The organism is Burkholderia multivorans ATCC BAA-247 (assembly GCF_000959525.1).
GTDB lineage: Bacteria > Pseudomonadota > Gammaproteobacteria > Burkholderiales > Burkholderiaceae > Burkholderia > Burkholderia multivorans.
In genome coordinates this window covers 1140351-1165853 of sequence record NZ_CP009832.1, presented here as the reverse complement: position 1 = coordinate 1165853, position 25503 = coordinate 1140351, and the positions used below count along the sequence as shown (strand labels likewise).

Below are 25503 nucleotides of genomic sequence, written 5' to 3'. Positions count from 1 at the left end.
GACGGACGCGCGCGACGCAAGTAAAATCGCGCCTCGCGATGTGGCCCTGACAGGCCGCATCGCGGTGAAGTGAAAGCGGGAAGTCCGCCGGATCGACGGTTTCGCGAAGCAGGCGCCAGGCGCTAAAAAAATTTCGCGAAACCTATTGCCAAGGTCTCGGATTTCACCCTATAATTTCATTTCTCTGCTGCCGGTGTAGCTCAGTTGGTAGAGCAGCGCATTCGTAATGCGAAGGTCGTAGGTTCGACTCCTATCTCCGGCACCACTGATTCAGGCAAAAAGCCCAGTCCTCGCGACTGGGCTTTTTGCTTTCCGAGCCGCGATACGCGGCGCAACACGCTATGCGTGTCGCACGCAGCGCTCCGACACGATGCTGCGCTGCTGGATCCACGCGATCGCCAGTTCCATTGCGCGATCGCGCGCTTCGTCCGACTCCGCGAAGTTGCCTTCGACGCCGAGCGTGCGCGTCTCGCCGTCGCGGTCGGCGACGATCGCGGCCGCCGTGTAGCGGCCGTCCTCTTCCGTCGTGACGACGGTACGGATCGCGCAACTTCGGTATTCGCTGAACGTTTCCGTCTGCATGTTGCCTCCTATGGTCGCGTGTGCGCCGGCGAGCAATCGTCAGGCCGCGGTGCCGACGCGTCCCGACGCGATCGCCTTGATCGCATATTCCACGGCTTCGCGGTGCGCCTCGTCGGCGCTCGCCCACTGCTGCGCATAGCGCGGCAGATGCCAGTCGGCCAGCACGGTCCCCGCACGTACGATGCGCACGAGCGCGACGTACGTATCGCGCGTCGCCGACGGCGTCGCGCAATGCCTGACCGGCATCTCGCGCGTGTCGATCTCGAAGCCCTTCCAGTGTTCGTGTCTGACGGGATCGATCATGGCTCGTTTCTCCGTGTACGGCGCATCCCGTTACGTGCGATGCACCGGATCGTCGCGCCGTTGCGGCGCGGTATCGTCAGACGCTGCGGCCTGGCGCGCATCGAAGAAGCGGCCGATGCGCGTTGCGCGCAGCCGCGCGGGGAGACCCGCGAAGAAATGCGCGATCTGCCGTTGCAGGCGCCGCAGATCGCCACGCAGATTCACGTCGAAGAAAAAATCGCTCATCACCGGCTCCTGATTTCAGAGGGGCCTGCGCGCAAGCCGAACCGGACCACGCGCTCCAGTTCGTCTGCCGCGCGCATGGCCGCCGACACACAAATCGAAACACGCAGTGCGTGAACCGCAACTGCCGAGCGACAGATAACATAGCGCACGCGACGAAAAATTCAAGCGGCGCGGCCGGTTCGCATTCGCGCGACGCGCACCTCGTCTCGCGCACGACGGCAGCAGAAAAAACGGCCGGCATCGCTGCCGGCCGCTTGCACGAATTACCCGGTCACCGGGATGCGGCGCACGCGGCTCTGCGCGTCGGGCCGCTTCGCGATCGTCACGGTAAGCACGCCGTTGCGGAAGCTGGCCGTCACCTTCTCCGGATCGGCGTCGGGGCTCAACTGCACCGAACGCTGGAACGCGCCCTGCCAGCGCTCGCTGTAGACGGCGCCGGTCGACGCGCCCTTCTTCTCGCCGCGGATCGTCAGCACGTCGTGATCGAGCGACACGTCGATGTCCTTCTGCTCGAGGCCGGGCAGCTCCGCGACGACGGTGATTTCGTTGTCGCTCTCGTTGAGCTCGATGTTCGGCCAGCCGAACGACGAAGCCGCCAGCGACGAGCCGAAACGTGCGGGCATATCGAAGCTGCGGAAGAAGTCGTCGAAGAGCCGATTCATTTCGCGATGCAGCGCCAGCACCGGATGATCGTCCTCGCGCTGACGCACGGCCGGCACGTTGCGATCGCGGTTCCACGGAATCAGATTCCTGAAGTCCATTTTCCACCTCCTGTATTTCGGAAGGCAGGCGAACGATGCACGGCGAGCGCGAGACGCACTGCGTTCGTCCGCGCATGCTGCCTGCACACACGAAGCAGTCGACTACGGTCCGGCGCATTCGCGCCGAACCACCACGCCGTGAAGATAGGGGCGGCACGCATGGCTTCAAGAGTGCGGAGCGCTCCCAATGCGGCAGAGCGACGCTCGCGCAAGCGCTGGTCGGCACGGTCCGTATGCCGAGTGCGTTCATCAGGAAACCGTAGCTTCGCTCAGACGGAACGCGCATGGCTCCAGTTCGCGATCGGCGCACCCGCGCGTGCGTGCATGGCGATGCCGACTACGCGAACAGGCAATCGCCGCGATCGTCATTACATTTTTATTACGGCGAACATACTGCCCATTCGCGCCCGCTGATCAGACAAATCAACTGGAAAATCCCGTTAAGCGTGCATAACATTACTTAACGATTCCGACCCGTCTATCGCGTTACATTGCGAAGGCGGCACGACGGATCGTCAGCCGCACTCGCCCAGCGCTTGCGGCACTCCGCCGATGTCCGGTCATTTCGACTCAACACAAGGAGAGGATCAACATGACTCATGGCTTGATTATGTGGCTCATCATCGGCGCCATCGCCGGCTGGCTCGCGGGCGTACTCGTCAAGGGCGGCGGCTTCGGGCTGATCGTCGACATCATCGTCGGCATCGTGGGCGCGGTGATCGGCGGCTGGCTGGCCGGTGTGCTCGGCATCAGCGTCGGCAGCGGCTTCATCGGTTCGGTGATCATCGCGGTGATCGGTGCGGTGATCCTGCTGTTCATCATCCGCCTGTTCCGACGAGCCTGACGATCGTCTCCGCGCGCCCGCGGGCGCGGGCGCGCCCCGTATCGAGCGCGGCGCGCGGCCCCTTCGCCGCGCGCCGCGTTCCGTTTCAGCGCCGCTTCGCGCGCTGCAGCCAGCCGTCGAGCACGTCGTCGCTGAGCAACCCGCTGCGCGCCTCGCGCGCGCCGTCGCGCGCGATCCACACGGTGCGCGGCATCTCGCCTCGCCATCCCGCATCGAGCGCCGCGCGCAGACGCTCGGGCATCGGCTCCGCATTCGCATACTGCGCGATCTGCGGCGGCAGGTTCATCTGCGCGAGCGCCTGTTCGAGCGCCGCGCGATTGTCGTCGTACGCATCCATCGCGATCATCGCGACACGCACGTCCGGATGACGACGCTGCCACGCGACGAGATGCGCGGCGTTCTCGCGGCAGTAGCCGCAATCGAGCGACCAGATTTCGACCGCGAGCGGACGTTCGTGCGCGCCGGCGTACAGCGTCGCGACCTCGGTCGCGCGCAGCGGCTGCAGCGTGGCCGCCGCCCATGCAGACACGCTCGCCAGCACGAGCATCATCGATGCGATCAGCCGCTTCATTGCCCGTCCTCCACCGCGATCAGCCGGTAACCGTCGTTGCGCGTGCGCCACGACAGATAGATGCGGCCCGCATCGTCGAGCAGTTGCGGGTTGTCGCTCGCACCCGACGTCGAGGCAATCACGCGCGGCGCCGACCAGTGTTCGCCGCGATCGTCGGACCGGCGCAGCTTGATCTGCATCGCATCGCCGTCGAACGCCTTCCAGGCGAGCCACACGACATCGCCGTGCGATACGAGTGCCGGATGCGACGCCTGCTCGACCGGAGCCGCCGGATTCGCACCGAAGGCCCACGGCGTGCCGCGCGGCTGGCCGTCCGCGCCGATGCGCGAATAGAACACGTCGGCGCGGCCGCCGACGACGCCGAACCAGGCGAGATGGCGCGTGCCGTCCGGCGTGATCGCGAGCGCGGGCCCGTGCTCCGGACACGCTTCGACATGCCAGTTCGAGAACGTCGCGCGCAGCGGCACGACGGGCTCCGACGCCGATACCGGCAGCACCGCGAGCGCATGGTCGCGGATCTGCCCCGGAAACACGTTGCGCCAGGCCGCCTGGATGCGGCCGGCCGGATCGACCGTCATTGCGATCCGACAGCACTCGCACGTGTGATCGGTCACCTTGCGCTCGGGCTCGAACGATGCGCCGCCGTCGCGCGACACCGCGTAGTAAACGGCCGCGCCATCGTAGCTGCGCCCCGCGGCCTTGGCGGCGACGAGGTCGCGCTTGTCGATCCACGCGATCGCGATATTGCCGGCCCGATCGACGGCCATCATGTCGAAGCGGTGCGTGATCGCCTGCCGATCGCGATGCACGGTCGTCGGCACGCTCCAGGTCGCGCCGCCGTCGAGCGAACGCGAGAAGCGGACCATGCCGGTGTACGGCGCATCGAGCGGCATCGACCACGACACGTAGACCGCGCGCCCGTCCGGGCTCGTCGCGACCTTCGGGCGATTCTCCGCACTCGTGTAGATCGGCTCCGGCATCGCATTGACGACGACCGGCGCGGACAAGGTGCGGCCCGCGTCGTCGGAGTGCGCGACGACGACATGCGCGCCTTCGACCCACGCGACCCACAGCCGATGCTGCGCGTCGAACGCGGCGCCGGTCGCGAGCGGTGCCTTCTGTTGCGCGGGCGCGCCCGACATGCTCATGTGCGCGGCATGCGGATCGGCGGCCGCCGGCGCATCGTGCGCGCCGGCCGACGACAGCGCCGCGAGCCACAGCGCGCAGCCGGCGACGATCGATTTCACAGCGACCATTTCAGTTCTCCATAGAAAGTGCGACCCGGATACGGGTGGAACACGTAGTAGCGGCGGTCCGTCAGGTTGTCGATGCCGACCGATGCGGTCCAGTGACGATCGAAGCGATAGCGCGCCTTCACGTCGACGACCGTAAACGCGCTCGTGCCGCCATAAACGTCGGGATTCACGTCGCTGTTGTCGAGCGTGTTGAACTGCCGCCCCGAATAGCGCACGCCGACGCTCGCGAGCCAGTGCTCGTCGAAGCGATACGACGCGAGCAGATTCGCGCGCATCCGCGGAATGCGCGGAAAGCGCGAGCCGACGTACGCGGGGTTGGCGGCATCGGCGAGAATCTGCGCGTTGCTCGCCGATACGTTCGCGTCGATCGCGAGTCCCTTGAGCCCGACGTTTTCGCCGCTGAACGCGAGTTCGACGCCGCGCACGCGCACGCGGTCGACGTTCGAGATGTTGGTGACCGTCGAGGCGCCGGCGACCGTCGTCTGGCTGTAGATCGAATCGCGCAGATCGCTCTGGAACACGCTCGCGCGCACGACGCCGACGCCGACGTCGCGCTCGGCGGTGAAGTCCCAGTCGATCGCCTTTTCGGGGCGCAGGCTCGGATTGTTGTTGACGATCGCGTTATTCGAGATCGTCCCCTGGAACAGCTCGCCGACCGTCGGAAAACGTGTGCCGGTCGCGAACGACAGCCGGAAGCGCCACACGTCGGTCGCATCCCATTGCAGCGCAACTTTCGGCGACAGCGCGTTGGCGCTGCGATCCGCATAGCCGAACGTGCCGCTCGCGTTGCCGAGCGCGCCGCCGTAGGCGTCCCAGCGCTCGTAGCGCAGCCCGAGCGTCGCGAGCCAGCCCGGCGCGAAGCGCCATGCGTCCTGCGCGTAGAGCGCCCGCGTGCGCGTATCGCCGCGATAGACGCTGGCGAGCGACGTGACCGGACCGTTCAGCCAGTCGGCCGTGTTGTACGTCACGTTGCGCAGGAAATAGTTGTCGTAGTGATAGCCGAACGTGAACGCATGGCCGTGCACCTCGGGCGCTTCGGCCTTCAGGTCGAGCGTGCGCCAGCCGGTGCCGTCGCCCTGGAACAGCGTGCCCGCCCCGCCCTGCGCGGTAGACGCGGCGCGCAGCACGTCGCGCGACACGTCGTACGCCGACACGATGCCCGACAGCCGCCAGCCCGAGGCGAGCCGGCCGTTGAGCCCGAACGCGTACAGCCAGTTCTCCTGGTCGCCGCGCTGCGGCGCGAATGCGCCGGGCGCAATCGTCATGCTCTGCCCGCCGACCGACACGTTGCCGCCGTAGACCGGCTGGCCGGCCGCGTCGCGCAGAAACGTGTCGCCGTGCTGGCGGTAGTGGTTCTCCCAGTGCCCGAGCGTCAGCGTCGCGTCGACGCGGTCGGTGAACGCATAGCCCATCCGCACGGTTTCGTTGATCTGCTCGGTGCGCTCGAGCGATTGCGCGCCGACGATCGTGCGCGCCTTGCCGTTCGGCCCGATGTCGGTTGCGGCGCCCGTGACGGGCACCGCGCGGCCGAGTTTCGCGTTGTAGCTCGCGTTCGGGCTAGCGTACTGCATCGGCTGACCGTCGTTCTCGAGCCGGTCGAGCGACAGCGAGAACCAGAAGCGGCCGATGCGGTTCGCGATTCGCGCAGTCTGATGATTGCCGCCGAAGCTGTCGGCGAATCCGTAGCCGTCGCGATAGCGCTGCGTGAAGAATTGCGTCGACAGCGACGCCTCGAGCTTGTCCGGCCGCCGCGTGGTGAGCAGCACCGTCGAGCCGATCGCATTGCCCGGATACAGCGCCGAAAACGGGCCGTACAGCACGTCGACGCGCGCGATGTCGTCGGGCGCGATCAGCGACCAGCGCGGCGGATACGCATAGCTCGAACCGAGCAGGTTCGACAACAGCAGGCCGTCCGCGTACACGAGGCCGCGCGCGCTCTGCAGCTCGTTGAAGTCGCGGCCCGCGAACACGCTGTTGCGGTCGCCGATATAGCGCTTGCGCACCATCAGGTTCGGTGCGTACTTCAGCGCATCCTCGGTGGTGACGTTGGTATGCGTGTCGATGCGCTCGCGCGTCATCGATTCGACGACGGCCGGCGTATCGGGATCGAGCGGCTGGCGCTGGGCCGTCACGCTGACGGCACTCAGCGTGTCGCCGGCCGGATCGGCGGCAGCGGCGGAAGCAGCCGAAGCCGCGGAAGCCGCGGGCACGGCGGCCCGCGCGGAGCGATTCGCCGGATCGCGGATCGGATCGGTCGGCGCGCTGTCGGACGATGCCGCATATGCGCCGGGCAAGGCAAAAGCGGCCGCGCACGCCAGCGCGAGCCGGCCGCGCGTCGGTCGCGCGGCAAGGATGAGCAACATGGAGGGTGTCCTGAAAACGTAACCGGATACCGCCGTGCAGATGCGGACGCCGGCGCGCCGTGCAGCAAGCGCGCGGCGCGCGGCATCGGCCGCGGGCGGCGGACCGTGCGCCGCAGCGGCGCACGGACGACGTCAATCAGATCGCGGTGTTTTCAGGGGGAGCGCGCGGTTGCGCGAGACGCAGGCCCGTGCGTCTGACGTCCGCGGCGACGGGCGCGACGGCGCGGTACGCGAAGGCCCGCACGAAGCCGGGCACCGGCGGCATGCTCGCGCCGAGCGCGAGGTTCGCCGCAAAGCCGGGACAGTACACGCAGTGCGGCACGCCGGCGTGATCGAACGACGACGCGGCGCGATCGTCGTCCGCCTGCGCGAGCGCGACATGGCGTGCGCCCGCCGCACTGCACAATTCGAGCGTCAGCGGGCCGGAGCCGCTCGACGCGACGCGCGCATAGCCGATGACGGGCGACAGTACGTTCAGTACCAGCGCCAGCCAAACCAGGCCGATCCATCGCGTCGTTCGTTTCATCGCGGTCCAGGAAAAAGTGCGCGCAAGTATAACAAGCGGCCCGACTGTTGCCGATTCTGCAGACGGCAATAGCGGGCATCAGAGCGCGTGCTGCAGCGCATGTGCCGTTAATACAACAGAGACAAAATCTAACGATTCGTCTCTGGCACAAATCCGAGCACGAGGTTGATAATCGTTGAACCCGTTGGAGAAATGACCATGGATGAAAGACCGACCCGCATGCCGCCGCCCGAGCAAGTGATGAGCCCGGATCCGGAACCCGTCGGCGTGGAATTCCTCGCCGAATTGCCCGAGCATGTGCGGGCGTTCTTCGACGAGCAGCACAAGCTGTACTCGCCGAAGTGAACGACCGTTCCGCTCTGTAACCGACACGTGTCGATCGTCGTCATCGTGCGGTTCATCGCTGCGTCTGTTGCGCAGTTTTCTTCGCACCCGGGCTGCAACGGCCTGACGGTGCCGGATCGGCTCGCCCGCTGATTCTTCCGCTGCGTCGCCACGCCGCGCGGCCGCGTTCGTCTATCCTTCTGGTTTTCCACCTCGGGCCTACCCCGCCCCTCCGATCATTCCGATGAAGCAAGCCTTTCGTGTCAGCGCCGTTGCCGCCGCGCTCGGTCTCGCCCTCTTCTTGTCGTCGCCCGTTCGCGCGGACGGTGACGATACCGCGCTCACCAACCTCGTCGCGCTCGCGTCGCAGCGTCTCGCGCTCGCCGAGCCGGTCGCGCGCTGGAAATGGGCGAATCGTCAGCCGATCGAGGATCGTCCGCGCGAGGCCGCGTTGCTCGCGGCCGTCGAACAGCGCGCGGCGCAGGCGGGCCTCGATCCGTCGTTCGCGCGCACGTTCTTCGAGGACCAGATCGCCGCGAGCAAGGAAGTGCAGAACGCGCTGTTCGCGACATGGCGGGCGACGCGGCCGCCCGAAGGCACGCCGCCCGATCTCGCGACCAGCACGCGTCCGGCGCTCGACCGGCTGACACAGAAAATGCTGGCCGGTCTCGCGCAGGTCGCGCCGCTGCGCGATGCGCCCGACTGCCAGGCGCGTCTCGCGCGCAGCATCGCGAACTGGAAGGCGCTCACGCGCTACGATGCGAGCCGGACACCCGCGCTCGATACGGCGCTGTCGCACGTGTGCGCGGGCGGCGGCGCGAGCGCGATCGGCTGATACCGGCGCGTGCCGAGGCGGGCCTCGCGCCCGCCGCTCAGGCGGCCGACGTCGCCGCAGCGAGCGGAATCAATTGCAGACCGCGCGCGAGGTGGGTCTGCAGCAGACGGTGTGTGAACGGTTCGAACGCGCTGCCCGCGGCGTCCGCAGCGAGACGCGCGGCCGCATCGAGCGATTCGGCACCGCCGAGGTAGCACCAGCCGTCGATCACATGAAAGAGCCGCCGCTCGCCGTGCGCCTCGAACGCGACGGCGCCGTCGAACGGCCAGGGCGCGCTGCCCGCACGCACCGCCTCGGCAACCGGGCGGCGGTTGTACGACGGCCGCAACCGCGCGATCCACTGCGCTTCGACGAGCATCGCGCCGAGCTCGTTGCCGGTTTCCCGCCATTCGACGCGCCGCACCTGCTGGGCGATCCGCATCTCTTTCGACGAACGCCGCTCGCCGGTCAGCAGCGCGCGCAGCCGCTGCCGCACGCGCACGCTGCGGCCGACGTAGAGCGGCTGGTCTTCCTCGCCGAACAATGCATACGCGCCGCAGCCCACCGGCGCCGTGTCGAGCAGCGCTTCGGTCACCTCGCCCGCGAGCCGGAACCGGCGCGTCGTCCGCGCGATCTGGTCGCGCAGCCGCTCGAGCGGCACGACATCGTGCAGGTGCCGCCAGAATTGCCATAGCAGGTCGGCGTCCGCGAGCGCGCGGTGCCGCGCGGCCGGCACGAGGCCGTGCCGTGCGATCAGCGCGTCGAGGCCATGCCGCGATTCGCGCGGAAAGAGCGCGCGCGACAGGCGTACCGTGCAGAGCACGTCCGGATTGAACGCGAAGCCGGCCCGTTCGAACTCCGCGCGCAGGAAGCCGCGGTCGAAGCTCGCGTTGTGCGCTACGAACAGCTTGCCGTCGAGGCGCTCGAACAGCGCCGGCGCGAGCTCGGCGAACGACGGCGCGTCGCGCACCATCGCATCGGAGATGCCGGTCAATTGCTGGATGAACGGCGGAATCGGCTGCCCGGGATTGACGAGCGTCGTCCAGGTCGACACGCCGAGCGGCCCGATTTCGACGACGCCGATTTCGGTAATCCGGTGCTCGGCGGGCGTGCCGCCGGTGGTTTCAAGGTCGACGAAGACGAGCGGCTGTTCGCTGGCGGGATCGGACGGGCAGGAATCGGACATGAAAGGACGGAAAAGCGGTGCTGCCGTGAGTATGCACCACGCGCGGCGCGATTCGCCGCCCAGATGCAAAAAGCCCCCGCCATTGCGGGGGCCTGCTTGATCGGCCATGCGCGGCGCGTCAGAGCGCCTGGATGTTCGCAGCCTGCTTGCCCTTCGGCCCGACCTTCACGTCGAACGAAACGCGCTGGTTTTCCTTCAGCGTCTTGAAACCGTCCATCCGGATTTCGGAAAAGTGCGCAAACAAATCTTCGCCGCCATTGTCGGACGTAATAAAGCCGAAACCTTTAGCATCGTTAAACCATTTCACGATACCGGTATCCATACCTTCGTTCCCCACTCAATTTGATAAAAAAATCGCTACGTTATAGCTGATTCCCGAAATCCCGCGATCGGGCGCCGGCACCGGTACCGGGCACTACGCCCGAGGACGGAGTGCTCACTTTATAAATGGGACAATCCGGGCGCGTCAAGAAAATTTTTAACGTTCGCTTTACGCGAAAAACGAATACAGACGGAATCGGTACCGCATCACTGATGATTAATTGATTCGCATCAGAAACCCTGTCAATATTACCGGGATCGGATCCATTATTAATCGGATAGTGAAAATCCTACCGGGGACGTATCCCGTCGGTAAATCGTCGGGGTTTTTACGGTTGCACGACGCGCCGGATGTTGCGATCCTGAGACAACGCAGTTTGAGGAGAGGGTCATGTGGCTGGACGGAATCAAGCGCTTCGCGAGTCGGCTCGCGCGCGTGCGCCGCAAGTCCCGCGCGCTGGCTGAAACGTCCCGTACTGCGCCGTGCGACACCGAGTTCGACCCGACGTGGCATGGCGATCACTGGCAGAACCTTCTGGCGTCCCCGCTGGATGCGCGCCACTACGTGATGGAAGACTGGACGTACACGCCGCCGCAGGCGGACACCGACGACACGCCCCCCGCGGGCAAGCGCAAACGGCGCTCATACGGGCAGTAAGGGCAACCGACGGACCAAACGGGCAAAAAAAAGCGCGACTGGGAAGTCGCGCCGACAAAGGTTTGGAGATCTTTTCCGTCAACGAAAAAGTCTGCTTCGGAAAGCAGAAACCGCAGTATAGCGAGATAACATCCTTACATTAGCCATGGCCCGCACAAACCTCTATTGCCGATGTGTCAATAATCGCGCTATAGCGGCCGCGGGCGGCTAGAGGGCGCGTGTCGCCGTCGCGCAACGCACGGCGGGCGCGCGCCGCGCTTCGACCCGCTCGATCGACGATTGTAACCCCTTGATCGAAATAGGGTTTTCAATCCACGCCGATCATTTCCAAATTCAAAATACAGTATTGCCGGAAGCGGTTTTCGTCCGCTTGCGGCACGCTCCTTACACTTCAAGTGGATTTCCGACGATGCCGCCCGACTCCGTCGCGCCCGGCAACAGGTCCGATCGACATCATCGTGTCTGGAGACAGCATTCCATGAAAAAGACCCTGATCTTCGCCGCCCTGTCCGGCGCGTGCGCGGCCGCGCACGCGCAAAGCAGCGTCACGCTCTACGGCCTGATCGACGCCGGCATCACGTATACGAACAACCAGGGCGGCCACAGCGCATGGCAGGAAACGAGCGGCTCGATCAACGGCAGCCGCTGGGGGCTGCGCGGCACCGAGGACCTCGGCGGCGGATTGAAAGCGATCTTCACGCTGGAGAACGGCTTCGGGATCAACAACGGCACGCTGAAGCAGAACGGCCGCGAATTCGGCCGCCAGGCATTCGTCGGCCTCGCGCATAGCGGGTTCGGCTCGCTGACGCTCGGTCGCCAGTACGACAGCGTCGTCGACTTCCTCGGCCCGCTGTCGCTGACGGGCACGCAGTACGGCGGCACGCAGTTCGCGCACCCGTTCGACAACGACAACCTGAACAACTCGTTCCGGATCAGCAACGCGGTCAAGTATCAAAGCGCGGACTTCGGCGGACTGAAGTTCGGCGCGCTCTACGGCTTCTCGAATTCGACCGATTTCTCGAACAACCGCGCGTACAGCGTCGGCGCGTCGTACAGCTTCATGGGCTTCAACGTCGCCGCCGCCTACATGCAGCTGAACAACAATATCAACTCGCTCGCGCTCGCGGCTAGCGATCCCGGCGCGGTGGCCGGCGACTGGACGTTCGCGGCGAGCCGGCAGCGCACCTGGGGCGCCGGCCTCAACTACGCGTTCGGCCCGGCAACCGCGGGCTTCGTGTTCACGCAGACGCGCCTCACCGATTCGGCCGGCATCAGCGCCGGGCAATCGGGCGTGTCGGGCGGCATCCCGCTGACGGGCGACACGCGCTTCAACAACTACGAACTGAACGCGCGCTATGCATTGACGCCGGCGTTCTCGCTCGCAGGCTCCTATACGTACACCGACGGCCGCATGGAAGGACAGAAGCCGAGCTGGCACCAGTTCAACCTGCAGGCCGACTACGCGCTGTCGAAGCGCACCGACCTGTATCTGCAGGGCGAATACCAGCGCGTGAACGGGGACGGACTCGCGGTCGGCGCGAACATCAACGGCCTCGGCGTCGCGTCGTCGACCAACAAGCAGATCGCGGTGACGGCCGGCATGCGTCACCGCTTTTGAGCGACGGCCGCGCGGCTCGCCGGCCGGCATTCGAATGACGAAGCGCCCCGATCGGGGCGCTTTGTCGTTGCGGCGGTGTGCGGTCGCCTCTATGCGTCTACACGCCTACGCGTCGCCGCGCGCCGGATAGCGGACGTCGAGCACGTCGATCGGCTGCGGGCCGGCCGGCGTCATCAGCGTGACGGTGTCGCCGATCCGCGCCTTGATCAATGCGCGTGCGACCGGCGAGATCCAGCTCACGCAGCCGCGATCCAGATCGACCTCGTCGATGCCGACGATCGTGATCGTGTGTTCTTCGCCGTCCGGCGTGGCGTAATCGACGGTCGCGCCAAAGAACACCTGATCGACGTTTTCCTGCCGGCTGGCGTCGACGACTTCGGCGAGATCGAGCCGCTTGGTGAGGAAACGGATACGGCGGTCGATCTCGCGCAGCCGCCGCTTGCCGTAGATGTAGTCACCGTTCTCCGAGCGATCGCCGTTCGATGCGGCCCACGACACGAGCCGCACGACTTCCGGCCGCTCGACGTCGATCAGGTTCAGCAGCTCGTCCTTCAGCCGCTTGTGGCCGGCCGGCGTGATGTAGTTCTTCGCGCCCGCCGGAATGGCGGTCTGGGCCTGGTCGAGATCGTCGTCGTCGCCGTCGGACTCTTTGACAAACGCCTTGTTCATGATGCAGATTCGAATTGCGGTTGACAGATGCGTCAAGGGTACACGAAGGGCGTCGTAGCGCGGTCGCGCCCCTCAATTTGCGAATAAGGCTTCCCTTTTTATATAACCCTGCTATAATCCCTCTTCTGCGTGCGGCTGTAGCTCAGTTGGATAGAGTACTTGGCTACGAACCAAGGGGTCGTGGGTTCGAATCCTGCCAGCCGCGCCACCTTTTTCGAGGGCCTTCCAAACCGAAGGCCCTTTCAGTTCGATGTAGTAGCGTTTTGCGTGCGGCTGTAGCTCAGTTGGATAGAGTACTTGGCTACGAACCAAGGGGTCGTGGGTTCGAATCCTGCCAGCCGCGCCATTTTCGGGGGCCTTCCCATCGCAGAAGGCTCCGACAGTTGAAGTAGTACCGCTTTGCGTGCGGCTGTAGCTCAGTTGGATAGAGTACTTGGCTACGAACCAAGGGGTCGTGGGTTCGAATCCTGCCAGCCGCGCCACCTCATCAGGGCCTTCCTTCGGGAAGGCCCTTTTTTCTTGCCCGCTCGTTCCGCGCGCGTGGCGCCTCCCCTCCCTGTCGAACCCACGTACAAAAACGGCGGCCCGCGGCCGCCGTTTCGTCATTGGATTCATCCCAGGTCAGTAATCCTGCCGCTCGCGCTCGATGCGCATTCCGCCGTCGTGGCGCGCATGCGTGCCGTCGTCGGTCGAGCGCTCGCGCATGATGCGCATGACGTCCGGATTCGTGCGCACGCGGCGCATCACGTTTGCCAGATGCACGCGGTCGCTGACCTGGATCACGAAGCGCAGCACCGTCGATTCGTGCGTGAGATCCTCGTCCATCGCGATGTGCACGATGTTCGCGTCGGCCGACGTGATGTCGGCCGCCACGCGCGCGAAGATGCCCTTCGTGTTCTTCACGAGCGCCTTCACCGCGACGTCGAACAGCCGGCCCGGCTGCGGCGCCCATTCGACGTCGATCCAGCGCCCCGGATCGCGACGATGGATGCGCTGCGCCACGCGGCAGTCGGTCGTATGGATCGCCATCCCGAGGCCGATGCCGATATAGCCCATGATCGCGTCGCCCGGGATTGGCCGGCAGCACGCGGACAACTGCACCGACATCCCTTCCGTGCCGGTGATCACGACCGGCGGCGCGTGCTGCACGACGTGGCGCTCGCCCTTCGGCAGATCGTCGTCCGCGTCGCGGCCGCTCATCAGCACCTCGATGCGCTTGGCCATCACCGCCGCGACGCGGCGGCCGAGGCCGATGTCGGCGAAGATTTCCTGACGACTCTTGTTGCCCGTCCACTGCACGAGCTTTTCCCACACCTCGGGCGCGACGTCGGCCAGCGATAGGCCGTAGCCCTTCAGGCTCTGGTCGACGAGCCGCTCGCCGAGCTGCACCGACTCGTTCAGCCGCATCGTCTTCAGATAGTGACGAATCGCCGAACGCGCCTTGCCGGTGCGCACGAAGCCGAGCCACGCCGGGTTCGGCTTCGAATACGGCGCGGTAATGACCTCGACGATGTCGCCGCTCTTCAGCTCGGTGCGCAGCGGCAGCAGTTCGTTGTTGATCTTCACGGCGACGCACTGGTTGCCCAGATCGCTGTGGATCGAATACGCGAAGTCGAGCGCGGTCGCGCCGCGCGGCAGCGCCATGATCTTCGACTTCGGCGTGAACACGTAGACCGCGTCCGGGAACAGGTCGATCTTCACGTGCTCGAGGAATTCGCTCGAATCGCCGGCTTCGCTCTGGATGTCGAGCAGCGATTTCAGCCACTGATGCGCGCGTTTCTGCACGTCGTTCAGATCCGCGCCGCCGTTCTTGTAGAGCCAGTGCGCGGCCACGCCGGCTTCCGCGATCTCGTGCATCTTGCGCGTGCGCACCTGGAATTCGATCGGCGCGCCGAACGGCCCGACGAGCGTCGTGTGCAGCGACTGATAGCCGTTGATCTTCGGGATTGCGATGTAGTCCTTGAACTTGCCGGGTACGGGCTTGTAGAGCGCATGCAGCGCGCCGATGCACGTGTAGCAGTCGAGCGGGCTGTCGACGACGACGCGAAAGCCGTACACGTCGAGCACCTGCGAGAACGACAGCTGCTTGTCGCGCATCTTGCGGTAGATGCTGTAGATCGTCTTTTCGCGCCCGGTGATCTCGGCGTCGAGCTTCGCGTCGGCCATCGCGCGCTGCGCGGCCTCGAGAATCTTGCCGATCACTTCGCGGCGATTGCCGCGCGCGGCCTTCACGGCCTTCTCGAGCGTCGCGTAGCGATGCGGATTGAAGTTCGCGAAGCTCATGTCCTGCAGCTCGCGATACGTGTTGTTCAAGCCGAGCCGGTGCGCGATCGGCGCATAGATGTCGAGCGTTTCGCGCGCGACGCGGCGACGCTTTTCCATCGGCACCGCGCCGAGCGTGCGCATATTGTGCAGGCGGTCGGCGAGCTTCACGAGGATCACGCGCACGTCGCGCGCCATCGCGAGCAGCATCTTGCGGAAGTTTTCCGCCTGCGCTTCCTCGCGACTGCGGAATTCCATCTTGTCGAGTTTCGACAGGCCGTCGACGAGCTCGGCGACCTTCGGGCCGAAGCGCTCGGCGAGCTCGCTCTTCGTGACGCCCTGGTCTTCCATCACGTCGTGCAGCAGCGCCGCCATGATCGCCTGCGCGTCGAGCTTCCAGCCCGCACAGATTTCGGCGACGGCGACAGGATGGGTGATGTAGGGTTCGCCGCTCTGGCGATATTGACCGAGGTGGGCTTCGTCGCTGAAATGGAACGCCGCCTTCACCTCTTTGATTTCGTCCGGACCGAGATACTCGGCAAGCGCGGCCGTCAGATTCGCAATCGAAACGACGCCGTGCTTGCGCGGCTGCTCCGGAGTGGCGGTCGGCCCGAACAGATGCCGGAAGGACTGTTCGAGGACCGCGTCGATGTACTGGCGCGCTGGCGACCGGACCGTGTCTTCGGTGATCGCATCCGCGGAGGCGGACGATGGGGTGGTGCTCATATTCGCCTCCTGGTCGAGTCGTTGCGCGCGTGAATTACATGGCTGAAACGGGCCGGGTGCGCGTTACACCGGCACCTTCTTCAACATCTCGAGGCCGACCTGGCCGGCCGCGATCTCGCGCAGCGCGACGACGGTCGGCTTGTCGCGGCTTTCGATCTTCGGCGTATGGCCTTGCGCGAGCTGCCGCGCGCGATAGGTGGCGGCGAGCGCCAGTTCGAAGCGGTTCGGGATTTGCTTCAGGCAGTCTTCGACAGTAATGCGAGCCATGTTGGTAATTCCTTCTGAATATAGTCCTTATTCTACCTTATGTCCCTCATGCCCCGCGTCATTCCGCGTGGGGCAGATGGATACCGAGTTCGATGAACAGCTCCGTGTGACGCGCGTACTGCGACGCAAAGCGCAGACGCGTCGCCGCGACGATGCATTCGAGCTCCGCGAGCGCACGATCGAAGTTCTCGTTGATCACGACGTACTCGGCTTCGGACGCGTGCGCCATCTCGCTGCCCGCCGCGAGCAGGCGTCGCGTGATCACGTTCGGCTCGTCCTGGCCGCGCTTTTTCAGCCGCTCTTCGAGCGCGTCGAGCGACGGCGGCAGAATGAAGATGCCGACCGCGTTGCGGAACTGCTTCTTCACCTGCTGCGCGCCCTGCCAGTCGATCTCGAGCAGCACGTCGTGGCCGCTCTTCATCTGCTCTTCGATCCAGACACGCGACGTGCCGTAGTAGTTGCCGTGCACTTCCGCGCTTTCGAGGAATTCGTGCGCCGCGTGCCGCGCGCGGAAATCCTCGACCGTCGTGAAATGATAGTGCTGGCCGTCCTGCTCGCCCGGGCGCGGCTTGCGCGTCGTGTACGAGATCGACAGGCGGATGTCGCTGTCCTTCGACAGCAGCGCATTCACGAGCGTCGACTTGCCGGCGCCCGACGGCGCGACGACCATGAACAGGTTGCCGGGATAAACGCCGCCGTGCAGTGAATGCGACGCGTGGCCGTCGCGGGTGGATTCGGTCATCTTGCTTTTACTCCAGGTTTTGCACTTGCTCGCGCATCTGCTCGATCAGCAGCTTCAGCGCCATCGATGCGTCGGCGAGTTCCTTCGCCGCTGCTTTCGAGCCGAGCGTGTTCGCTTCGCGATTCAGTTCCTGCATCATGAAGTCGAGACGCTTGCCGACACGGCCGCCCTTCTCGATCACGTGACGCGTTTCGTTCAGGTGCGCGGTGAGTCGCGACAGCTCTTCCGCGATGTCGATCCGGATCCCGTACATCGTCACTTCCTGACGAATGCGTTCCGCGGCCTCTTCGCGCGACACGATCGGCGCGCTGCCTTCCGGCGCCGCGATGCCGAGCGCTTCCTGCAGCCGCTCGACGATCTTCTGCTGATGCTTCGCGATCAGCTCCGGCACGAGCGGCGTGATGCGCGCGACGATCGCCTCCATCTCGGCGACGTTCGACAGCAGCATCGTCGCGAGCTGCGCCCCTTCGCGCGAGCGCACGACGACCAGTTCGCCGATCGCTTCCTTGCCGCAGGCGAGCACCGCATCGCGGATCGCGTCGGCCGACACGCCGCTCTCGGCGAGCACGCCGGGCCAGCGCAGGATTTCGCCCGCGCGCAGCCGGCCGACGCCGGGGAATGCGTCGAGCACCGAGCGCTCGAGATCGGCGAGCTGGCCGAGCGCCGTTTGATTCAGCGCGCCGGCGCCGATGCTCTGCTCGCCGCGCTGCAGGTTGATGCGCACGTCGACCTTGCCGCGCGACAGCTTGTTCATCAGCATCTCGCGCAGCGCGGGTTCACACGCGCGCACGTCGTCCGGCATGCGGAAGTTCAGGTCGAGGAAGCGCGAGTTCACGGTGCGCAGTTCGACCGACACGCTGGCGCCGCCATTGCCGGTGGCCGCCGCGAGTTCGCGCGTCGCGCTCGCGTAGCCCGTCATGCTGTAAATCATGGTTCGTCTCGCCGTCTGGGTGCCCTTGCGGGCGGGATATGTCGAGGCGCCCGGCGCGTTCCGAAGCGCGGGGCGGGAAGCGCGCATTATCCCATTTTTGCGGACGACCCCGCCGGGCAAGCCCGCCGTTCGGCGCTAAAATCGGGGTTTCCTCTTCCTCCTCACGATTCGCTCATGACGTCCTCCCTTTCCCGCCCGAGCGGCCGCCGCGCAGACGAACTGCGCAAGGTCGCGCTCACCCGCCACTACACGAAGCACGCGGAAGGCTCCGTGCTCGTCGAATTCGGCGACACGAAGGTGATCTGCACGGCGAGCGTCGCCGAGCGCGTGCCCGAATTCCTGCGCGAGCGCGGACAGGGCTGGCTCACCGCCGAATACGGCATGCTGCCGCGCGCGACGCACACGCGCAGCGATCGCGAGGCCGCCCGCGGCAAGCAAACCGGCCGCACGCAGGAAATTCAGCGCCTGATCGGCCGCGCACTGCGCGCCGTGTTCGATCTCGAAGCGCTCGGCCCGCGCACGATCCACCTCGACTGCGACGTGATCCAGGCCGACGGCGGCACGCGCACCGCGAGCATCACCGGCGCCTTCGTCGCCGCGCACGATGCGGTGTCGACGCTGCTTGCAGCGGGCAAGCTCGAACGCTCGCCGATCGTCGATCATGTCGCCGCGATTTCGGTCGGCGTGTACGAAGGCACGCCGGTGCTCGACCTCGACTACGCGGAAGACTCGCGCTGCGACACCGACATGAACGTCGTGATGACGGGCGCGGGCGGCTTCGTCGAAGTCCAGGGCACCGCCGAAGGCGTGCCGTTCTCGCGCGCCGAGATGGACGCGCTGCTCGATCTCGCGCAAAGCGGCATCGGCACGCTCGTGCAGCTGCAGAAGGACGTGCTGGGCCTGCGCCATGTCTGAGAATCGCATGGCCGCCCCGCTCGCGCGCATCGTGCTCGCGTCGAACAATCCCGGCAAGCTGCGCGAGTTCGCCGCGCTGTTCTCGACGGTCGGCATCGAAATCGTGCCGCAAGGCGAGCTCGCCGTGCCGGAAGCCGAGGAGCCGTTTCGCACCTTCATCGAAAACGCGCTGACGAAAGCACGCCACGCATCGCAGCTCACCGGGCTGCCGGCGATCGCCGACGATTCGGGGCTCTGCGTACGCGCGCTGCGCGGCGCGCCCGGCGTCTATTCGGCGCGCTACGCGCAGCGTGCGGGCCGCGAGAAGGGCGACGCGGCGAACAACGCCTATCTGGTCGAGCAACTGCGCGGCATCGACGACCGCCGCGCGTACTACTGCTGCGTGCTCGCACTCGTGCGCCATGCGGACGATCCCGAACCGCTGTTCGCCGAAGGCCGCTGGGAAGGCGAAATCGTCGACACGCCGCGCGGCGAACACGGATTCGGCTACGACCCGTATTTCTATCTGCCCTCGCTCGGCGCGACGGCCGCCGAACTCGAACCGGCCGTGAAGAATACGCACAGCCATCGGGCGCGCGCGCTGAAGGCGCTGCTCGCGCGACTCGCGGAGGAAGCATGACGCGCGTCGACGTCAGCCGTGTGCGGGAGGCCGCATGAGTCAGGCCGCCGAAACGGGCGCACGCGTGGTCGCGACGTTCACGTCGCCCGGACAGGTGCGGCTCACGTCGCTGCCGCCGCTCGCGCTGTACGTGCATTTCCCGTGGTGCGTGCGCAAGTGCCCGTACTGCGATTTCAACTCGCATGAATGGAAAGGCGAGCGCTTCCCGGAAACCGAGTATCTCGATGCGCTGCGCGCGGATCTCGAGCACGCGCTGCCGCTCGTGTGGGGCCGGCAGGTGCATACGGTGTTCATCGGCGGCGGCACGCCGAGCCTGCTGTCGGCGGCCGGCCTCGACCGGCTGCTGTCGGACGTGCGCGCATTGCTGCCGCTCGACGCGGACGCCGAGATCACGCTCGAGGCGAATCCCGGCACGTTCGAAGCCGCGAAGTTCGCGCAGTTTCGCGCGAGCGGCGTGAACCGGCTGTCGGTCGGCATCCAGAGCTTCAACGAAGCGCACCTGAAGGCGCTCGGCCGCATCCACGACACCGCGCAAGCGCGCGCCGCCGTCGAGATCGCCGCGAAGACGTTCGACAACTTCAACCTCGACCTGATGTTCGCGCTGCCGAACCAGACGTTCGACGAATGCCGCGCCGACATCGAGACCGCACTGTCGTTCGCGCCGCCGCATCTGTCGCTGTACCACCTGACGCTGGAGCCGAACACGCTGTTCGCGAAATTTCCGCCGGCGGTGCCCGACGACGACGCGTCGGCCGACATGCAGGAATGGATTCATGCGCGCACCGCGGAAGCCGGCTACGAACGGTATGAAGTGTCCGCGTATGCGAAGCCGAATCATCGCTGCAAGCACAATCTGAACTACTGGCGCTTCGGCGATTACCTCGGGATCGGCGCGGGCGCGCATACGAAGCTGTCGTTTCCGAACCGGATCGTGCGGCAGGCGCGCTACAAGCATCCGGCGACCTTCATCGAACAGGCGCTGGCCGGCACGCCGGTGCAGGAGGAGCGCGAAGTCGGCGCACGCGACCTGCCGTTCGAGTTCATGCTGAACACGCTGCGGCTCGTCGAAGGCTTTCCGGTGCACAGCTTCGTCGAGCGCACGGGGCTGCCGATCAGCACGATCGAGCCGGCGCTGCAGGAGGCGGAACGGCGCGGACTCATCACGCGCGACTTCACGCGGATCGCGCCGACGCCGCTCGGCCAGCGTTTCCTGAACGATCTGCAGGAACTGTTCCTGCGCGACGATTGACGGCAAAACGGTGCGGCATTTCGGTTACAATGCCGCCTCGCATGGAAGCGTGGCCGAGTGGTTTAAGGCACTGGTCTTGAAAACCAGCGACGGGCAACCGTCCGTGAGTTCGAATCTCACCGCTTCCGCCAACGCTTGAATGGAAAACGGGCCGCTCGGCCCGTTTTTCGTTTGTGCGGCCGACGCGGCGATGCCGCGATGCGGCAGCCGCCTTGTACGTGCCGCGCGACGGCCGCGCCGACGCGCGTCGCGCCGGATGCCGCTACAATTCCGCGCTCCGATTCGCGAAACGGGAAACCCGTCATGAAGCCCTTTCTCCTCTCGTCGCTCGCCGCCGTGCTGGCCGTCGTCAGCGCGCAGGCGGCCGCGGATACCGCCGCCGGCGATACGCAGAGCGCATCGTGCGCGATCGCGTCCGTGACGGGCGTCGGCGGCGCGCCCGGCAGCCTGCGCGAATATCTCGCGAGCCCGACGCCGTACAACTATCTGAAGGAAAACGAGCTGCAGTGCAAGGTGTCCGACGATGGACGCGCGTCGAACTGCACGGGCGTCACCTATCTGCGCAACGAGCGCGTCAGCGTGTACGACGATTCGGATCCGACGATGCTGACGGTCGTCGCGCCGGTCGAGCTCGACCACGGCAGGACCTATCCCGTGATCATCGACGTACAGAGAAAGGACGCGCGCTGCAAGCCGTGATCCGATCGCGCGCGCATGCCTGAGCGCGGCGACCACGGCAGCGCGGATGTCGCCGCCGCCCGCGCGGCGATCGCCTAAAATTCGGATCAGCACGGCGACACGATCCGCCGCGCACTCGACGCCGCGCGCGCGATCCGTGCGCGCCGCATACGGAGACCGCCATGACCGAGCTGTCGACCCCGACCGATCACGTCGATTACGAAGGTTTCGAGATCCACGTCGTGCCCGGCACGGCGCCCGGCAACGCGATGCGCTACACGTACACGGGCTACGTCTGCCATCCGGGCGCGAATCCCGCGCTGCCCGGCCATGCGGTGCCGTTTCATGCGGACGGCGAGGAGAGCTTCGCGAGCGTCGACGAAGCCGTGCACGAGGCCGTGCACGTCGGCAAGAGCATCGTCGACGGCACGCATCCCGACTTGTCGGTCCTGTCGCTCGTCACGCACGGGTACTGACGTCCGCGCACGGCGCGCGCCCGCTCCATCATCTGCCGCGTGCGTATTGCGCCTCGCGGGCTATGCGTTTCTCCCCATATCGCGCGGCGTGCGCGCGTCTATCATTTTTCTATCGTCACCTCGGCTGCCCTGCCATGCGTCCCCTATCCGTTCCGATCGTCGACCGGCTGCGCGTCGTCGCGCTCGCCGCCGTCGCGATGCTCGCCGCGTGCACCATCACGCCTCCGCCGTCGCACACGAGCGCAGTCGTTTCACCCGTCATCCGTTCCGCGAGCCTCGATCAGTACCGCATCGAGATCGCGCGGCGCGTGGCCGAACGCAATCCGTCGGGCCTGCTGCGCGGCACGCCGCAGGCGATGCTGCGTTCGCTCGTCGTCGTCGCGTTCACCGTCGATCGCGGCGGCCGGCTCGTCAACGCGTCCGTCTATCGCAGCAACGGCGACAGCGAAGCCGAAGCGCTCGCGCTCGCCTCGCTACGCCGCTCGGCGCCGCTGCCCGCGCCGCCGTCGCGGCTGCTCGACGGCGACGGCCGGCTCGAACTGATGGAAGGCTGGCTGTTCAACGACGACGGTCACTTCCAGTTGCAGAGCACGGCCTCCGCACAGGCGCAGTCGCTCGACTGAACCGCCGCCGGTCGCAATTGCCGGCGCGCGGCCGCGATCGCTATAATTTTCCGCACACTCGCGCGGCCATCACGCTGCGCGCCGCCCGCGCGCCGCACCCGGCAGGCGGGCCGACCACGCCGGCACCGGGCGGCGGCGACTATCCGTCTCCATCGTCGACCGGCGGACGACGTCCGCGCGGCGACGCGCGACGCCCTCCCCGCATCCATCGCTCGGCCGCGCCGGCGGGCCTTCGTCCGACCGAACGCGCGCAGCCCGCCCCAACGACAAAACGGAGACATCCATGTCCGCATCCCCACCGGCCGTTGCACATGCAACCGGTTCGGCCGGCGCCGTCAGCCACCGGCGCATCGTGTTCGCGAGCTTCATCGGCACCGCGATCGAGTTCTACGATTTCTACGTCTACGCGACGGCCGCCGCGCTCGTGATCGGCCCCGTGTTTTTCCCGCACGGCTCGGCGACCGCGCAGGCGCTGTCCGCCTTCGTCACGTTCGGCATCGCGTTCATCGCGCGACCGATCGGCTCGTTCCTGTTCGGCCACTTCGGCGACCGCATCGGGCGCAAATCGACGCTCGTCGCCTCGCTGCTCGTGATGGGTCTGTCGACGACCGCGATCGGCTTCGTGCCCGGCTACGACGCGATCGGCACGCTCGCGCCCGTGCTGCTGTGCGTGCTGCGCTTCGGCCAGGGCATCGGCCTCGGCGGCGAATGGGGCGGCGCAGCGCTGCTCGCGACCGAACATGCGCCGCAGGGCAAGCGCGGCTGGTTCGGCATGTTCCCGCAGCTCGGCCCGTCGGTCGGCTTCCTGATGTCGAATGGGCTGTTCTTCGCGCTCGCGCTGTCGCTGTCCGACGCGCAGTTCCGCAGTTGGGGCTGGCGCATTCCGTTCCTCGTCAGCGCGGTGCTCGTCGCGCTCGGCCTCTATGTGCGGCTCAAGATCGCCGAGACGCCGGCGTTTCAGGCCGCCGTCGACCGTCAGGAGCGCGTGCGCGTGCCGGTCGCGACGCTCGTGTCGCAGCACTGGCAGCCGACGCTGCTCGGCGCGCTCGCGATGGTCGTCTGCTACACGCTGTTCTATATCTCGACGGTGTTCTCGCTGTCGTACGGCGTGTCGGCGCTGCACATTCCGCGCCAGAGCTTCCTCGGGCTGCTGTGCTTTGCCGTCGTGTTCATGGGACTCGCGACGCCGCTGTCCGCGTGGGCATCCGACCGGTTCGGCCGCAAGCCGGTGCTCGTCGTCGGCTCGATCGCCGCGTTGCTGTCGGGCTTCGCGATGGCGCCGCTGCTCGGCAGCGGGTCGATGCCGCTCGTCGCGCTGTTCCTGACGATCGAGCTGTTCCTGATGGGCGTCACGTTCGCGCCGATGGGCGCGCTGCTGCCCGAGCTGTTCCCGACCAACGTCCGCTACACGGGTGCCGGCGTCGCGTACAACCTCGGCGGGATTCTCGGCGCGTCGATCGCGCCGTACATCGCGCAGCTGCTGGCCGCGCGCGGCGGGCTGTCGTGGGTCGGCGGCTACGTGTCCGTCGCGGCCGCGATCAGCCTGATCGGCGTGCTGCTGATGCGCGAGACGCGCGACACGTCGCTCGTCTGACGCTCCGGGACGACCCGGGTTGCACGGCGCCGGGCGCTCCTTATACTCGGATCCGAGGGCGCCGCCGCGCGCGCCCCATCCGTCCCTGAAGGAGCCGCGCCCATGAGCGTCCGTCTCGGCAACGCCGACCTCGTCCTGATCCTCGCGCTCGCGCTGGGCGGCGCGCTGCTGCTCGCGCTGCGCTTCCGGCCGAAAACCTGGCGCGGCCTCGTGTTCGAGGCGCTGCTCGCGAACCTCGCGGCGATCGCCGCGGTCGTCACCGTCGAAGCGCTGCTTGCGTAGCGCGACGGCCGCGCGCCGCGCGCGTCAGCTCGCGCGCGCGAATGCGCCGTATGCGGGCCCGACCGTATCGATCGCACGGAGCGCATCGTCGACGGTCGGCATCACACCCTGCTCGCCGATCGACAACGCATGCGGCGCACCACCGATCCCGCAGTGATGACGCGACGTCGCGACGAAGATCATCACGGTCGGCCGCCCGAGCGCGTGCGCCATATGGACGAATCCCGTATCGACGCCGACGACGAGCGCCGCCCGGCCGATCGCCGCGCCGAGCGCGCGCACCGACATCGCCGGCAGCACGATCGCGCCAGGCGCCCTGGCGGCGATGTCCTGCGCGTCGTCATGCTCGGCGGCCGAGCCCCACGGCAGCAGCACGCGCAGGCCGCGCGCCATCATTCGCGTCGCGAGCGCGGCCCAGCGGTCGGCCGGCCATTTCTTGTCGGGATTCGACGTCGCGTGGAACAGCAGCATGAACGGCGCGCCGCTCGTCACGGCAGGCGGCAGATCCGCATGCTGCGGCGCGACGATGCCGTATGTCGCTGCGCCCTCCGGCACGTAGCCGAGCGCCTCGCCGGCGCTCACGCGCATCCCGTGCCATGCGTCGCACGCCGGCCGCGGGCCGAAGCGATGCGAGTACGCGAAGCGCGCGCCCGTTTCGCCGAGATCCTGCGTCTGATAGCCGACGCGGCGCGCCGCACGCGCGAGCGCCGCGATGATCGCGCTCTTGTACACGCCGTGCAGGTCGATTACCGCGTCGTAGCGATGCGCGCGCAGCGCGCCGATCGAGGCGGTGATCGCCTTCAGATCGCCGGCGTTGCGCAGCTTCTTGAACCGCCGCAGCGGCGCACACAGCACCGTGCTGACGCCGGGATGCCAGCGCACGACTTCCGCGCACGATTCGTCGACGGCCCAATCGACCGTCACGCCGGGAAACGCGCGATGGATGTCCGCGACGACGGGCAGCGTCTGGACGACATCGCCGAGCGACGTCACTTTTACGATGAGGATGCGGTTCACGTTTGCGGGGAAGAGCCGGCCATTTCGGCATACTAAAGACGATTGGCGCGCGCAAATATTACGATTTCACTACACTTGCAACAAAATGCGTCGCGACAGTA

The 25503-nt window shown here is 66.7% G+C and carries 29 protein-coding genes and 5 tRNA genes; 19 read left to right on the top strand and 15 right to left on the bottom strand.

The window, feature by feature from the left end:
* Window positions 1-189 precede the first annotated feature (189 nt).
* Window positions 190-265: transfer RNA gene (locus tag NP80_RS17895), tRNA-Thr, on the top strand.
* Window positions 266-339: 74 nt separating this feature from the next.
* Here NP80_RS17895 and NP80_RS17890 read toward each other — a convergent pair.
* Window positions 340-582, bottom strand: a complete 243-nt coding sequence (locus NP80_RS17890) for a hypothetical protein (RefSeq protein WP_006400764.1) — start codon at window positions 580-582, stop codon at window positions 340-342.
* A gap of 39 nt (window positions 583-621) precedes the next feature.
* On the bottom strand, window positions 622-885 hold the full coding sequence (locus NP80_RS17885; RefSeq protein WP_006400765.1) for a hypothetical protein: 264 nt from the start codon (window positions 883-885) through the stop codon (window positions 622-624).
* Window positions 886-924: 39 nt separating this feature from the next.
* Here NP80_RS17885 and NP80_RS31540 point away from each other — a divergent pair, with 39 nt between their 5' ends.
* The gene (locus tag NP80_RS31540) at window positions 925-1224 is read left to right on the top strand and encodes a hypothetical protein (RefSeq protein ID WP_170933535.1); all 300 of its coding nucleotides are present in this window, start codon (window positions 925-927) and stop codon (window positions 1222-1224) included.
* 149 nt (window positions 1225-1373) lie between these two features.
* Here the strand turns inward: NP80_RS31540 and NP80_RS17875 are convergent, their stop codons facing one another.
* Complete coding sequence (locus tag NP80_RS17875) at window positions 1374-1871, bottom strand: Hsp20/alpha crystallin family protein (protein ID WP_006406255.1); 498 nt, start codon at window positions 1869-1871, stop codon at window positions 1374-1376.
* Window positions 1872-2463: 592 nt separating this feature from the next.
* On the opposite strand from NP80_RS17875, the gene NP80_RS17870 reads away from it, so the two are divergent.
* Window positions 2464-2715: a GlsB/YeaQ/YmgE family stress response membrane protein gene (locus NP80_RS17870; RefSeq protein ID WP_006400770.1), complete on the top strand. Its 252-nt coding sequence runs from the start codon at window positions 2464-2466 to the stop codon at window positions 2713-2715.
* A gap of 85 nt (window positions 2716-2800) precedes the next feature.
* On the opposite strand, the gene NP80_RS17865 is transcribed toward NP80_RS17870, so the two are convergent.
* The 4 genes from NP80_RS17865 to NP80_RS17850 form a co-directional block, all read right to left on the bottom strand.
* Window positions 2801-3286, bottom strand: a complete 486-nt coding sequence (locus NP80_RS17865) for a TlpA family protein disulfide reductase (RefSeq protein WP_006400771.1) — start codon at window positions 3284-3286, stop codon at window positions 2801-2803.
* Window positions 3283-4542 carry a sialidase family protein gene (locus tag NP80_RS17860; RefSeq protein WP_035947665.1) on the bottom strand — a complete coding sequence of 420 codons (1260 nt, stop codon included), beginning with the start codon at window positions 4540-4542 and terminating at the stop codon, window positions 3283-3285. The genes NP80_RS17865 and NP80_RS17860 overlap by 4 nt, the downstream gene beginning before the upstream one ends.
* Entirely contained in the window at window positions 4530-6905 is a 2376-nt protein-coding gene (locus NP80_RS17855) for a TonB-dependent receptor (RefSeq protein WP_006411149.1), read from the bottom strand. The genes NP80_RS17860 and NP80_RS17855 overlap by 13 nt, the downstream gene beginning before the upstream one ends.
* Before the next feature lie 136 nt (window positions 6906-7041).
* On the bottom strand, window positions 7042-7431 hold the full coding sequence (locus NP80_RS17850) for a DUF2946 domain-containing protein (RefSeq protein WP_045594029.1): 390 nt from the start codon (window positions 7429-7431) through the stop codon (window positions 7042-7044).
* 198 nt (window positions 7432-7629) lie between these two features.
* Between NP80_RS17850 and NP80_RS31440 the strand changes: the two genes are divergently transcribed.
* Together NP80_RS31440 and NP80_RS17840 are read left to right on the top strand one after the other, a co-directional pair.
* Window positions 7630-7776, top strand: coding sequence for a hypothetical protein (locus NP80_RS31440; RefSeq protein WP_009690993.1), 147 nt, complete (start codon window positions 7630-7632; stop codon window positions 7774-7776).
* A gap of 223 nt (window positions 7777-7999) precedes the next feature.
* Window positions 8000-8590 carry a chorismate mutase gene (locus NP80_RS17840; protein ID WP_006410740.1) on the top strand — a complete coding sequence of 197 codons (591 nt, stop codon included), beginning with the start codon at window positions 8000-8002 and terminating at the stop codon, window positions 8588-8590.
* A gap of 37 nt (window positions 8591-8627) precedes the next feature.
* Here NP80_RS17840 and NP80_RS17835 read toward each other — a convergent pair whose 3' ends face one another.
* Both NP80_RS17835 and NP80_RS17830 read right to left on the bottom strand, forming a co-directional pair.
* A complete protein-coding gene (locus NP80_RS17835; RefSeq protein WP_006410737.1) occupies window positions 8628-9755 on the bottom strand; it encodes an exonuclease domain-containing protein in 1128 nt (375 codons plus the stop codon).
* 118 nt (window positions 9756-9873) lie between these two features.
* Window positions 9874-10077, bottom strand: a complete 204-nt coding sequence (locus NP80_RS17830; protein WP_006400778.1) for a cold-shock protein — start codon at window positions 10075-10077, stop codon at window positions 9874-9876.
* Between the two features lie 390 nt (window positions 10078-10467).
* On the opposite strand from NP80_RS17830, the gene NP80_RS17825 reads away from it, so the two are divergent.
* Both NP80_RS17825 and NP80_RS17820 read left to right on the top strand, forming a co-directional pair.
* Window positions 10468-10734 (top strand): hypothetical protein, encoded by a 267-nt coding sequence (locus NP80_RS17825; protein WP_006400779.1) that lies wholly within the window; start codon window positions 10468-10470, stop codon window positions 10732-10734.
* A 478-nt stretch (window positions 10735-11212) separates the two neighbouring features.
* Window positions 11213-12352 carry a porin gene (locus NP80_RS17820; protein ID WP_012213920.1) on the top strand — a complete coding sequence of 380 codons (1140 nt, stop codon included), beginning with the start codon at window positions 11213-11215 and terminating at the stop codon, window positions 12350-12352.
* Window positions 12353-12457: 105 nt separating this feature from the next.
* Here NP80_RS17820 and greB read toward each other — a convergent pair whose 3' ends face one another.
* On the bottom strand, window positions 12458-13021 hold the full coding sequence (gene greB / locus NP80_RS17815; RefSeq protein ID WP_006400781.1) for a transcription elongation factor GreB: 564 nt from the start codon (window positions 13019-13021) through the stop codon (window positions 12458-12460).
* A 131-nt stretch (window positions 13022-13152) separates the two neighbouring features.
* Here greB and NP80_RS17810 point away from each other — a divergent pair.
* The 3 genes from NP80_RS17810 (at window position 13153) to NP80_RS17800 (ending at window position 13503) form a co-directional block, all read left to right on the top strand.
* Window positions 13153-13229: transfer RNA gene (locus tag NP80_RS17810), tRNA-Arg, on the top strand.
* Between the two features lie 61 nt (window positions 13230-13290).
* Window positions 13291-13367: transfer RNA gene (locus tag NP80_RS17805), tRNA-Arg, on the top strand.
* Between the two features lie 59 nt (window positions 13368-13426).
* Window positions 13427-13503: transfer RNA gene (locus tag NP80_RS17800), tRNA-Arg, on the top strand.
* A 139-nt stretch (window positions 13504-13642) separates the two neighbouring features.
* Here the strand turns inward: NP80_RS17800 and NP80_RS17795 are convergent.
* The 4 genes from NP80_RS17795 to NP80_RS17780 form a co-directional block, all read right to left on the bottom strand.
* Window positions 13643-16009 carry a RelA/SpoT family protein gene (locus NP80_RS17795; protein ID WP_006400782.1) on the bottom strand — a complete coding sequence of 789 codons (2367 nt, stop codon included), beginning with the start codon at window positions 16007-16009 and terminating at the stop codon, window positions 13643-13645.
* Window positions 16010-16072: 63 nt separating this feature from the next.
* Window positions 16073-16276 (bottom strand): DNA-directed RNA polymerase subunit omega, encoded by a 204-nt coding sequence (gene rpoZ, locus NP80_RS17790; protein ID WP_006400783.1) that lies wholly within the window; start codon window positions 16274-16276, stop codon window positions 16073-16075.
* Window positions 16277-16334: 58 nt separating this feature from the next.
* A complete protein-coding gene (gene gmk / locus NP80_RS17785) occupies window positions 16335-17018 on the bottom strand; it encodes a guanylate kinase (RefSeq protein WP_006400784.1) in 684 nt (227 codons plus the stop codon).
* A 7-nt stretch (window positions 17019-17025) separates the two neighbouring features.
* Window positions 17026-17949: a YicC/YloC family endoribonuclease gene (locus NP80_RS17780; RefSeq protein ID WP_006400785.1), complete on the bottom strand. Its 924-nt coding sequence runs from the start codon at window positions 17947-17949 to the stop codon at window positions 17026-17028.
* Window positions 17950-18123: 174 nt separating this feature from the next.
* On the opposite strand from NP80_RS17780, the gene rph reads away from it, so the two are divergent.
* The 9 genes from rph (at window position 18124) to NP80_RS17735 (ending at window position 24385) form a co-directional block, all read left to right on the top strand.
* Complete coding sequence (rph, locus tag NP80_RS17775) at window positions 18124-18864, top strand: ribonuclease PH (RefSeq protein ID WP_006400786.1); 741 nt, start codon at window positions 18124-18126, stop codon at window positions 18862-18864.
* The gene (gene rdgB / locus NP80_RS17770; protein ID WP_035489269.1) at window positions 18857-19483 is read left to right on the top strand and encodes an RdgB/HAM1 family non-canonical purine NTP pyrophosphatase; all 627 of its coding nucleotides are present in this window, start codon (window positions 18857-18859) and stop codon (window positions 19481-19483) included. The genes rph and rdgB overlap by 8 nt, the downstream gene beginning before the upstream one ends.
* A 34-nt stretch (window positions 19484-19517) precedes the next feature.
* Entirely contained in the window at window positions 19518-20732 is a 1215-nt protein-coding gene (gene hemW / locus NP80_RS17765; protein WP_006409357.1) for a radical SAM family heme chaperone HemW, read from the top strand.
* A gap of 43 nt (window positions 20733-20775) precedes the next feature.
* Window positions 20776-20863 (top strand) — tRNA-Ser (locus NP80_RS17760).
* A 172-nt stretch (window positions 20864-21035) separates the two neighbouring features.
* The gene (locus NP80_RS17755) at window positions 21036-21431 is read left to right on the top strand and encodes a hypothetical protein (RefSeq protein ID WP_006400789.1); all 396 of its coding nucleotides are present in this window, start codon (window positions 21036-21038) and stop codon (window positions 21429-21431) included.
* A gap of 161 nt (window positions 21432-21592) precedes the next feature.
* A complete protein-coding gene (locus NP80_RS17750; protein ID WP_006406268.1) occupies window positions 21593-21886 on the top strand; it encodes a hypothetical protein in 294 nt (97 codons plus the stop codon).
* A gap of 134 nt (window positions 21887-22020) precedes the next feature.
* Window positions 22021-22509 carry an energy transducer TonB family protein gene (locus NP80_RS17745; protein WP_170933536.1) on the top strand — a complete coding sequence of 163 codons (489 nt, stop codon included), beginning with the start codon at window positions 22021-22023 and terminating at the stop codon, window positions 22507-22509.
* A gap of 283 nt (window positions 22510-22792) precedes the next feature.
* Complete coding sequence (locus tag NP80_RS17740; RefSeq protein ID WP_006409358.1) at window positions 22793-24103, top strand: MFS transporter; 1311 nt, start codon at window positions 22793-22795, stop codon at window positions 24101-24103.
* Between the two features lie 102 nt (window positions 24104-24205).
* Window positions 24206-24385 (top strand): hypothetical protein, encoded by a 180-nt coding sequence (locus tag NP80_RS17735; RefSeq protein WP_006400794.1) that lies wholly within the window; start codon window positions 24206-24208, stop codon window positions 24383-24385.
* A 24-nt stretch (window positions 24386-24409) separates the two neighbouring features.
* Here NP80_RS17735 and waaC read toward each other — a convergent pair whose 3' ends face one another.
* Complete coding sequence (gene waaC / locus NP80_RS17730; protein ID WP_006400795.1) at window positions 24410-25402, bottom strand: lipopolysaccharide heptosyltransferase I; 993 nt, start codon at window positions 25400-25402, stop codon at window positions 24410-24412.
* Window positions 25403-25503: the final 101 nt, after the last annotated feature.

Bases quoted from the DNA above. Each gene is read 5' to 3' on its own strand.
- NP80_RS17855 (WP_006411149.1), bottom strand. From the start codon at position 6,905: ATGTTGCTCATCCTTGCCGCGCGACCGACGCGCGGCCGGCTCGCGCTG.
- NP80_RS17825 (WP_006400779.1), top strand. From the start codon at position 10,468: ATGTGGCTGGACGGAATCAAGCGCTTCGCGAGTCGGCTCGCGCGCGTG.
- NP80_RS17835 (WP_006410737.1), bottom strand. From the start codon at position 9,755: ATGTCCGATTCCTGCCCGTCCGATCCCGCCAGCGAACAGCCGCTCGTC.
- NP80_RS17755 (WP_006400789.1), top strand. From the start codon at position 21,036: ATGAAGCCCTTTCTCCTCTCGTCGCTCGCCGCCGTGCTGGCCGTCGTC.
- NP80_RS17850 (WP_045594029.1), bottom strand. From the start codon at position 7,431: ATGAAACGAACGACGCGATGGATCGGCCTGGTTTGGCTGGCGCTGGTA.
- greB (WP_006400781.1), bottom strand. From the start codon at position 13,021: ATGAACAAGGCGTTTGTCAAAGAGTCCGACGGCGACGACGACGATCTC.
- NP80_RS17870 (WP_006400770.1), top strand. From the start codon at position 2,464: ATGACTCATGGCTTGATTATGTGGCTCATCATCGGCGCCATCGCCGGC.
- gmk (WP_006400784.1), bottom strand. From the start codon at position 17,018: ATGACCGAATCCACCCGCGACGGCCACGCGTCGCATTCACTGCACGGC.
- NP80_RS17840 (WP_006410740.1), top strand. From the start codon at position 8,000: ATGAAGCAAGCCTTTCGTGTCAGCGCCGTTGCCGCCGCGCTCGGTCTC.
- NP80_RS17740 (WP_006409358.1), top strand. From the start codon at position 22,793: ATGTCCGCATCCCCACCGGCCGTTGCACATGCAACCGGTTCGGCCGGC.
- hemW (WP_006409357.1), top strand. From the start codon at position 19,518: ATGAGTCAGGCCGCCGAAACGGGCGCACGCGTGGTCGCGACGTTCACG.
- NP80_RS17745 (WP_170933536.1), top strand. From the start codon at position 22,021: ATGCGTCCCCTATCCGTTCCGATCGTCGACCGGCTGCGCGTCGTCGCG.
- NP80_RS17860 (WP_035947665.1), bottom strand. From the start codon at position 4,542: ATGGTCGCTGTGAAATCGATCGTCGCCGGCTGCGCGCTGTGGCTCGCG.
- NP80_RS17890 (WP_006400764.1), bottom strand. From the start codon at position 582: ATGCAGACGGAAACGTTCAGCGAATACCGAAGTTGCGCGATCCGTACC.
- NP80_RS17875 (WP_006406255.1), bottom strand. From the start codon at position 1,871: ATGGACTTCAGGAATCTGATTCCGTGGAACCGCGATCGCAACGTGCCG.
- rph (WP_006400786.1), top strand. From the start codon at position 18,124: ATGACGTCCTCCCTTTCCCGCCCGAGCGGCCGCCGCGCAGACGAACTG.
- NP80_RS17830 (WP_006400778.1), bottom strand. From the start codon at position 10,077: ATGGATACCGGTATCGTGAAATGGTTTAACGATGCTAAAGGTTTCGGC.
- NP80_RS17750 (WP_006406268.1), top strand. From the start codon at position 21,593: ATGACCGAGCTGTCGACCCCGACCGATCACGTCGATTACGAAGGTTTC.
- NP80_RS17780 (WP_006400785.1), bottom strand. From the start codon at position 17,949: ATGATTTACAGCATGACGGGCTACGCGAGCGCGACGCGCGAACTCGCG.
- NP80_RS17885 (WP_006400765.1), bottom strand. From the start codon at position 885: ATGATCGATCCCGTCAGACACGAACACTGGAAGGGCTTCGAGATCGAC.
- NP80_RS31540 (WP_170933535.1), top strand. From the start codon at position 925: ATGCACCGGATCGTCGCGCCGTTGCGGCGCGGTATCGTCAGACGCTGC.
- NP80_RS17735 (WP_006400794.1), top strand. From the start codon at position 24,206: ATGAGCGTCCGTCTCGGCAACGCCGACCTCGTCCTGATCCTCGCGCTC.
- NP80_RS31440 (WP_009690993.1), top strand. From the start codon at position 7,630: ATGGATGAAAGACCGACCCGCATGCCGCCGCCCGAGCAAGTGATGAGC.
- NP80_RS17820 (WP_012213920.1), top strand. From the start codon at position 11,213: ATGAAAAAGACCCTGATCTTCGCCGCCCTGTCCGGCGCGTGCGCGGCC.
- NP80_RS17865 (WP_006400771.1), bottom strand. From the start codon at position 3,286: ATGAAGCGGCTGATCGCATCGATGATGCTCGTGCTGGCGAGCGTGTCT.
- rpoZ (WP_006400783.1), bottom strand. From the start codon at position 16,276: ATGGCTCGCATTACTGTCGAAGACTGCCTGAAGCAAATCCCGAACCGC.
- rdgB (WP_035489269.1), top strand. From the start codon at position 18,857: ATGTCTGAGAATCGCATGGCCGCCCCGCTCGCGCGCATCGTGCTCGCG.
- NP80_RS17795 (WP_006400782.1), bottom strand. From the start codon at position 16,009: ATGAGCACCACCCCATCGTCCGCCTCCGCGGATGCGATCACCGAAGAC.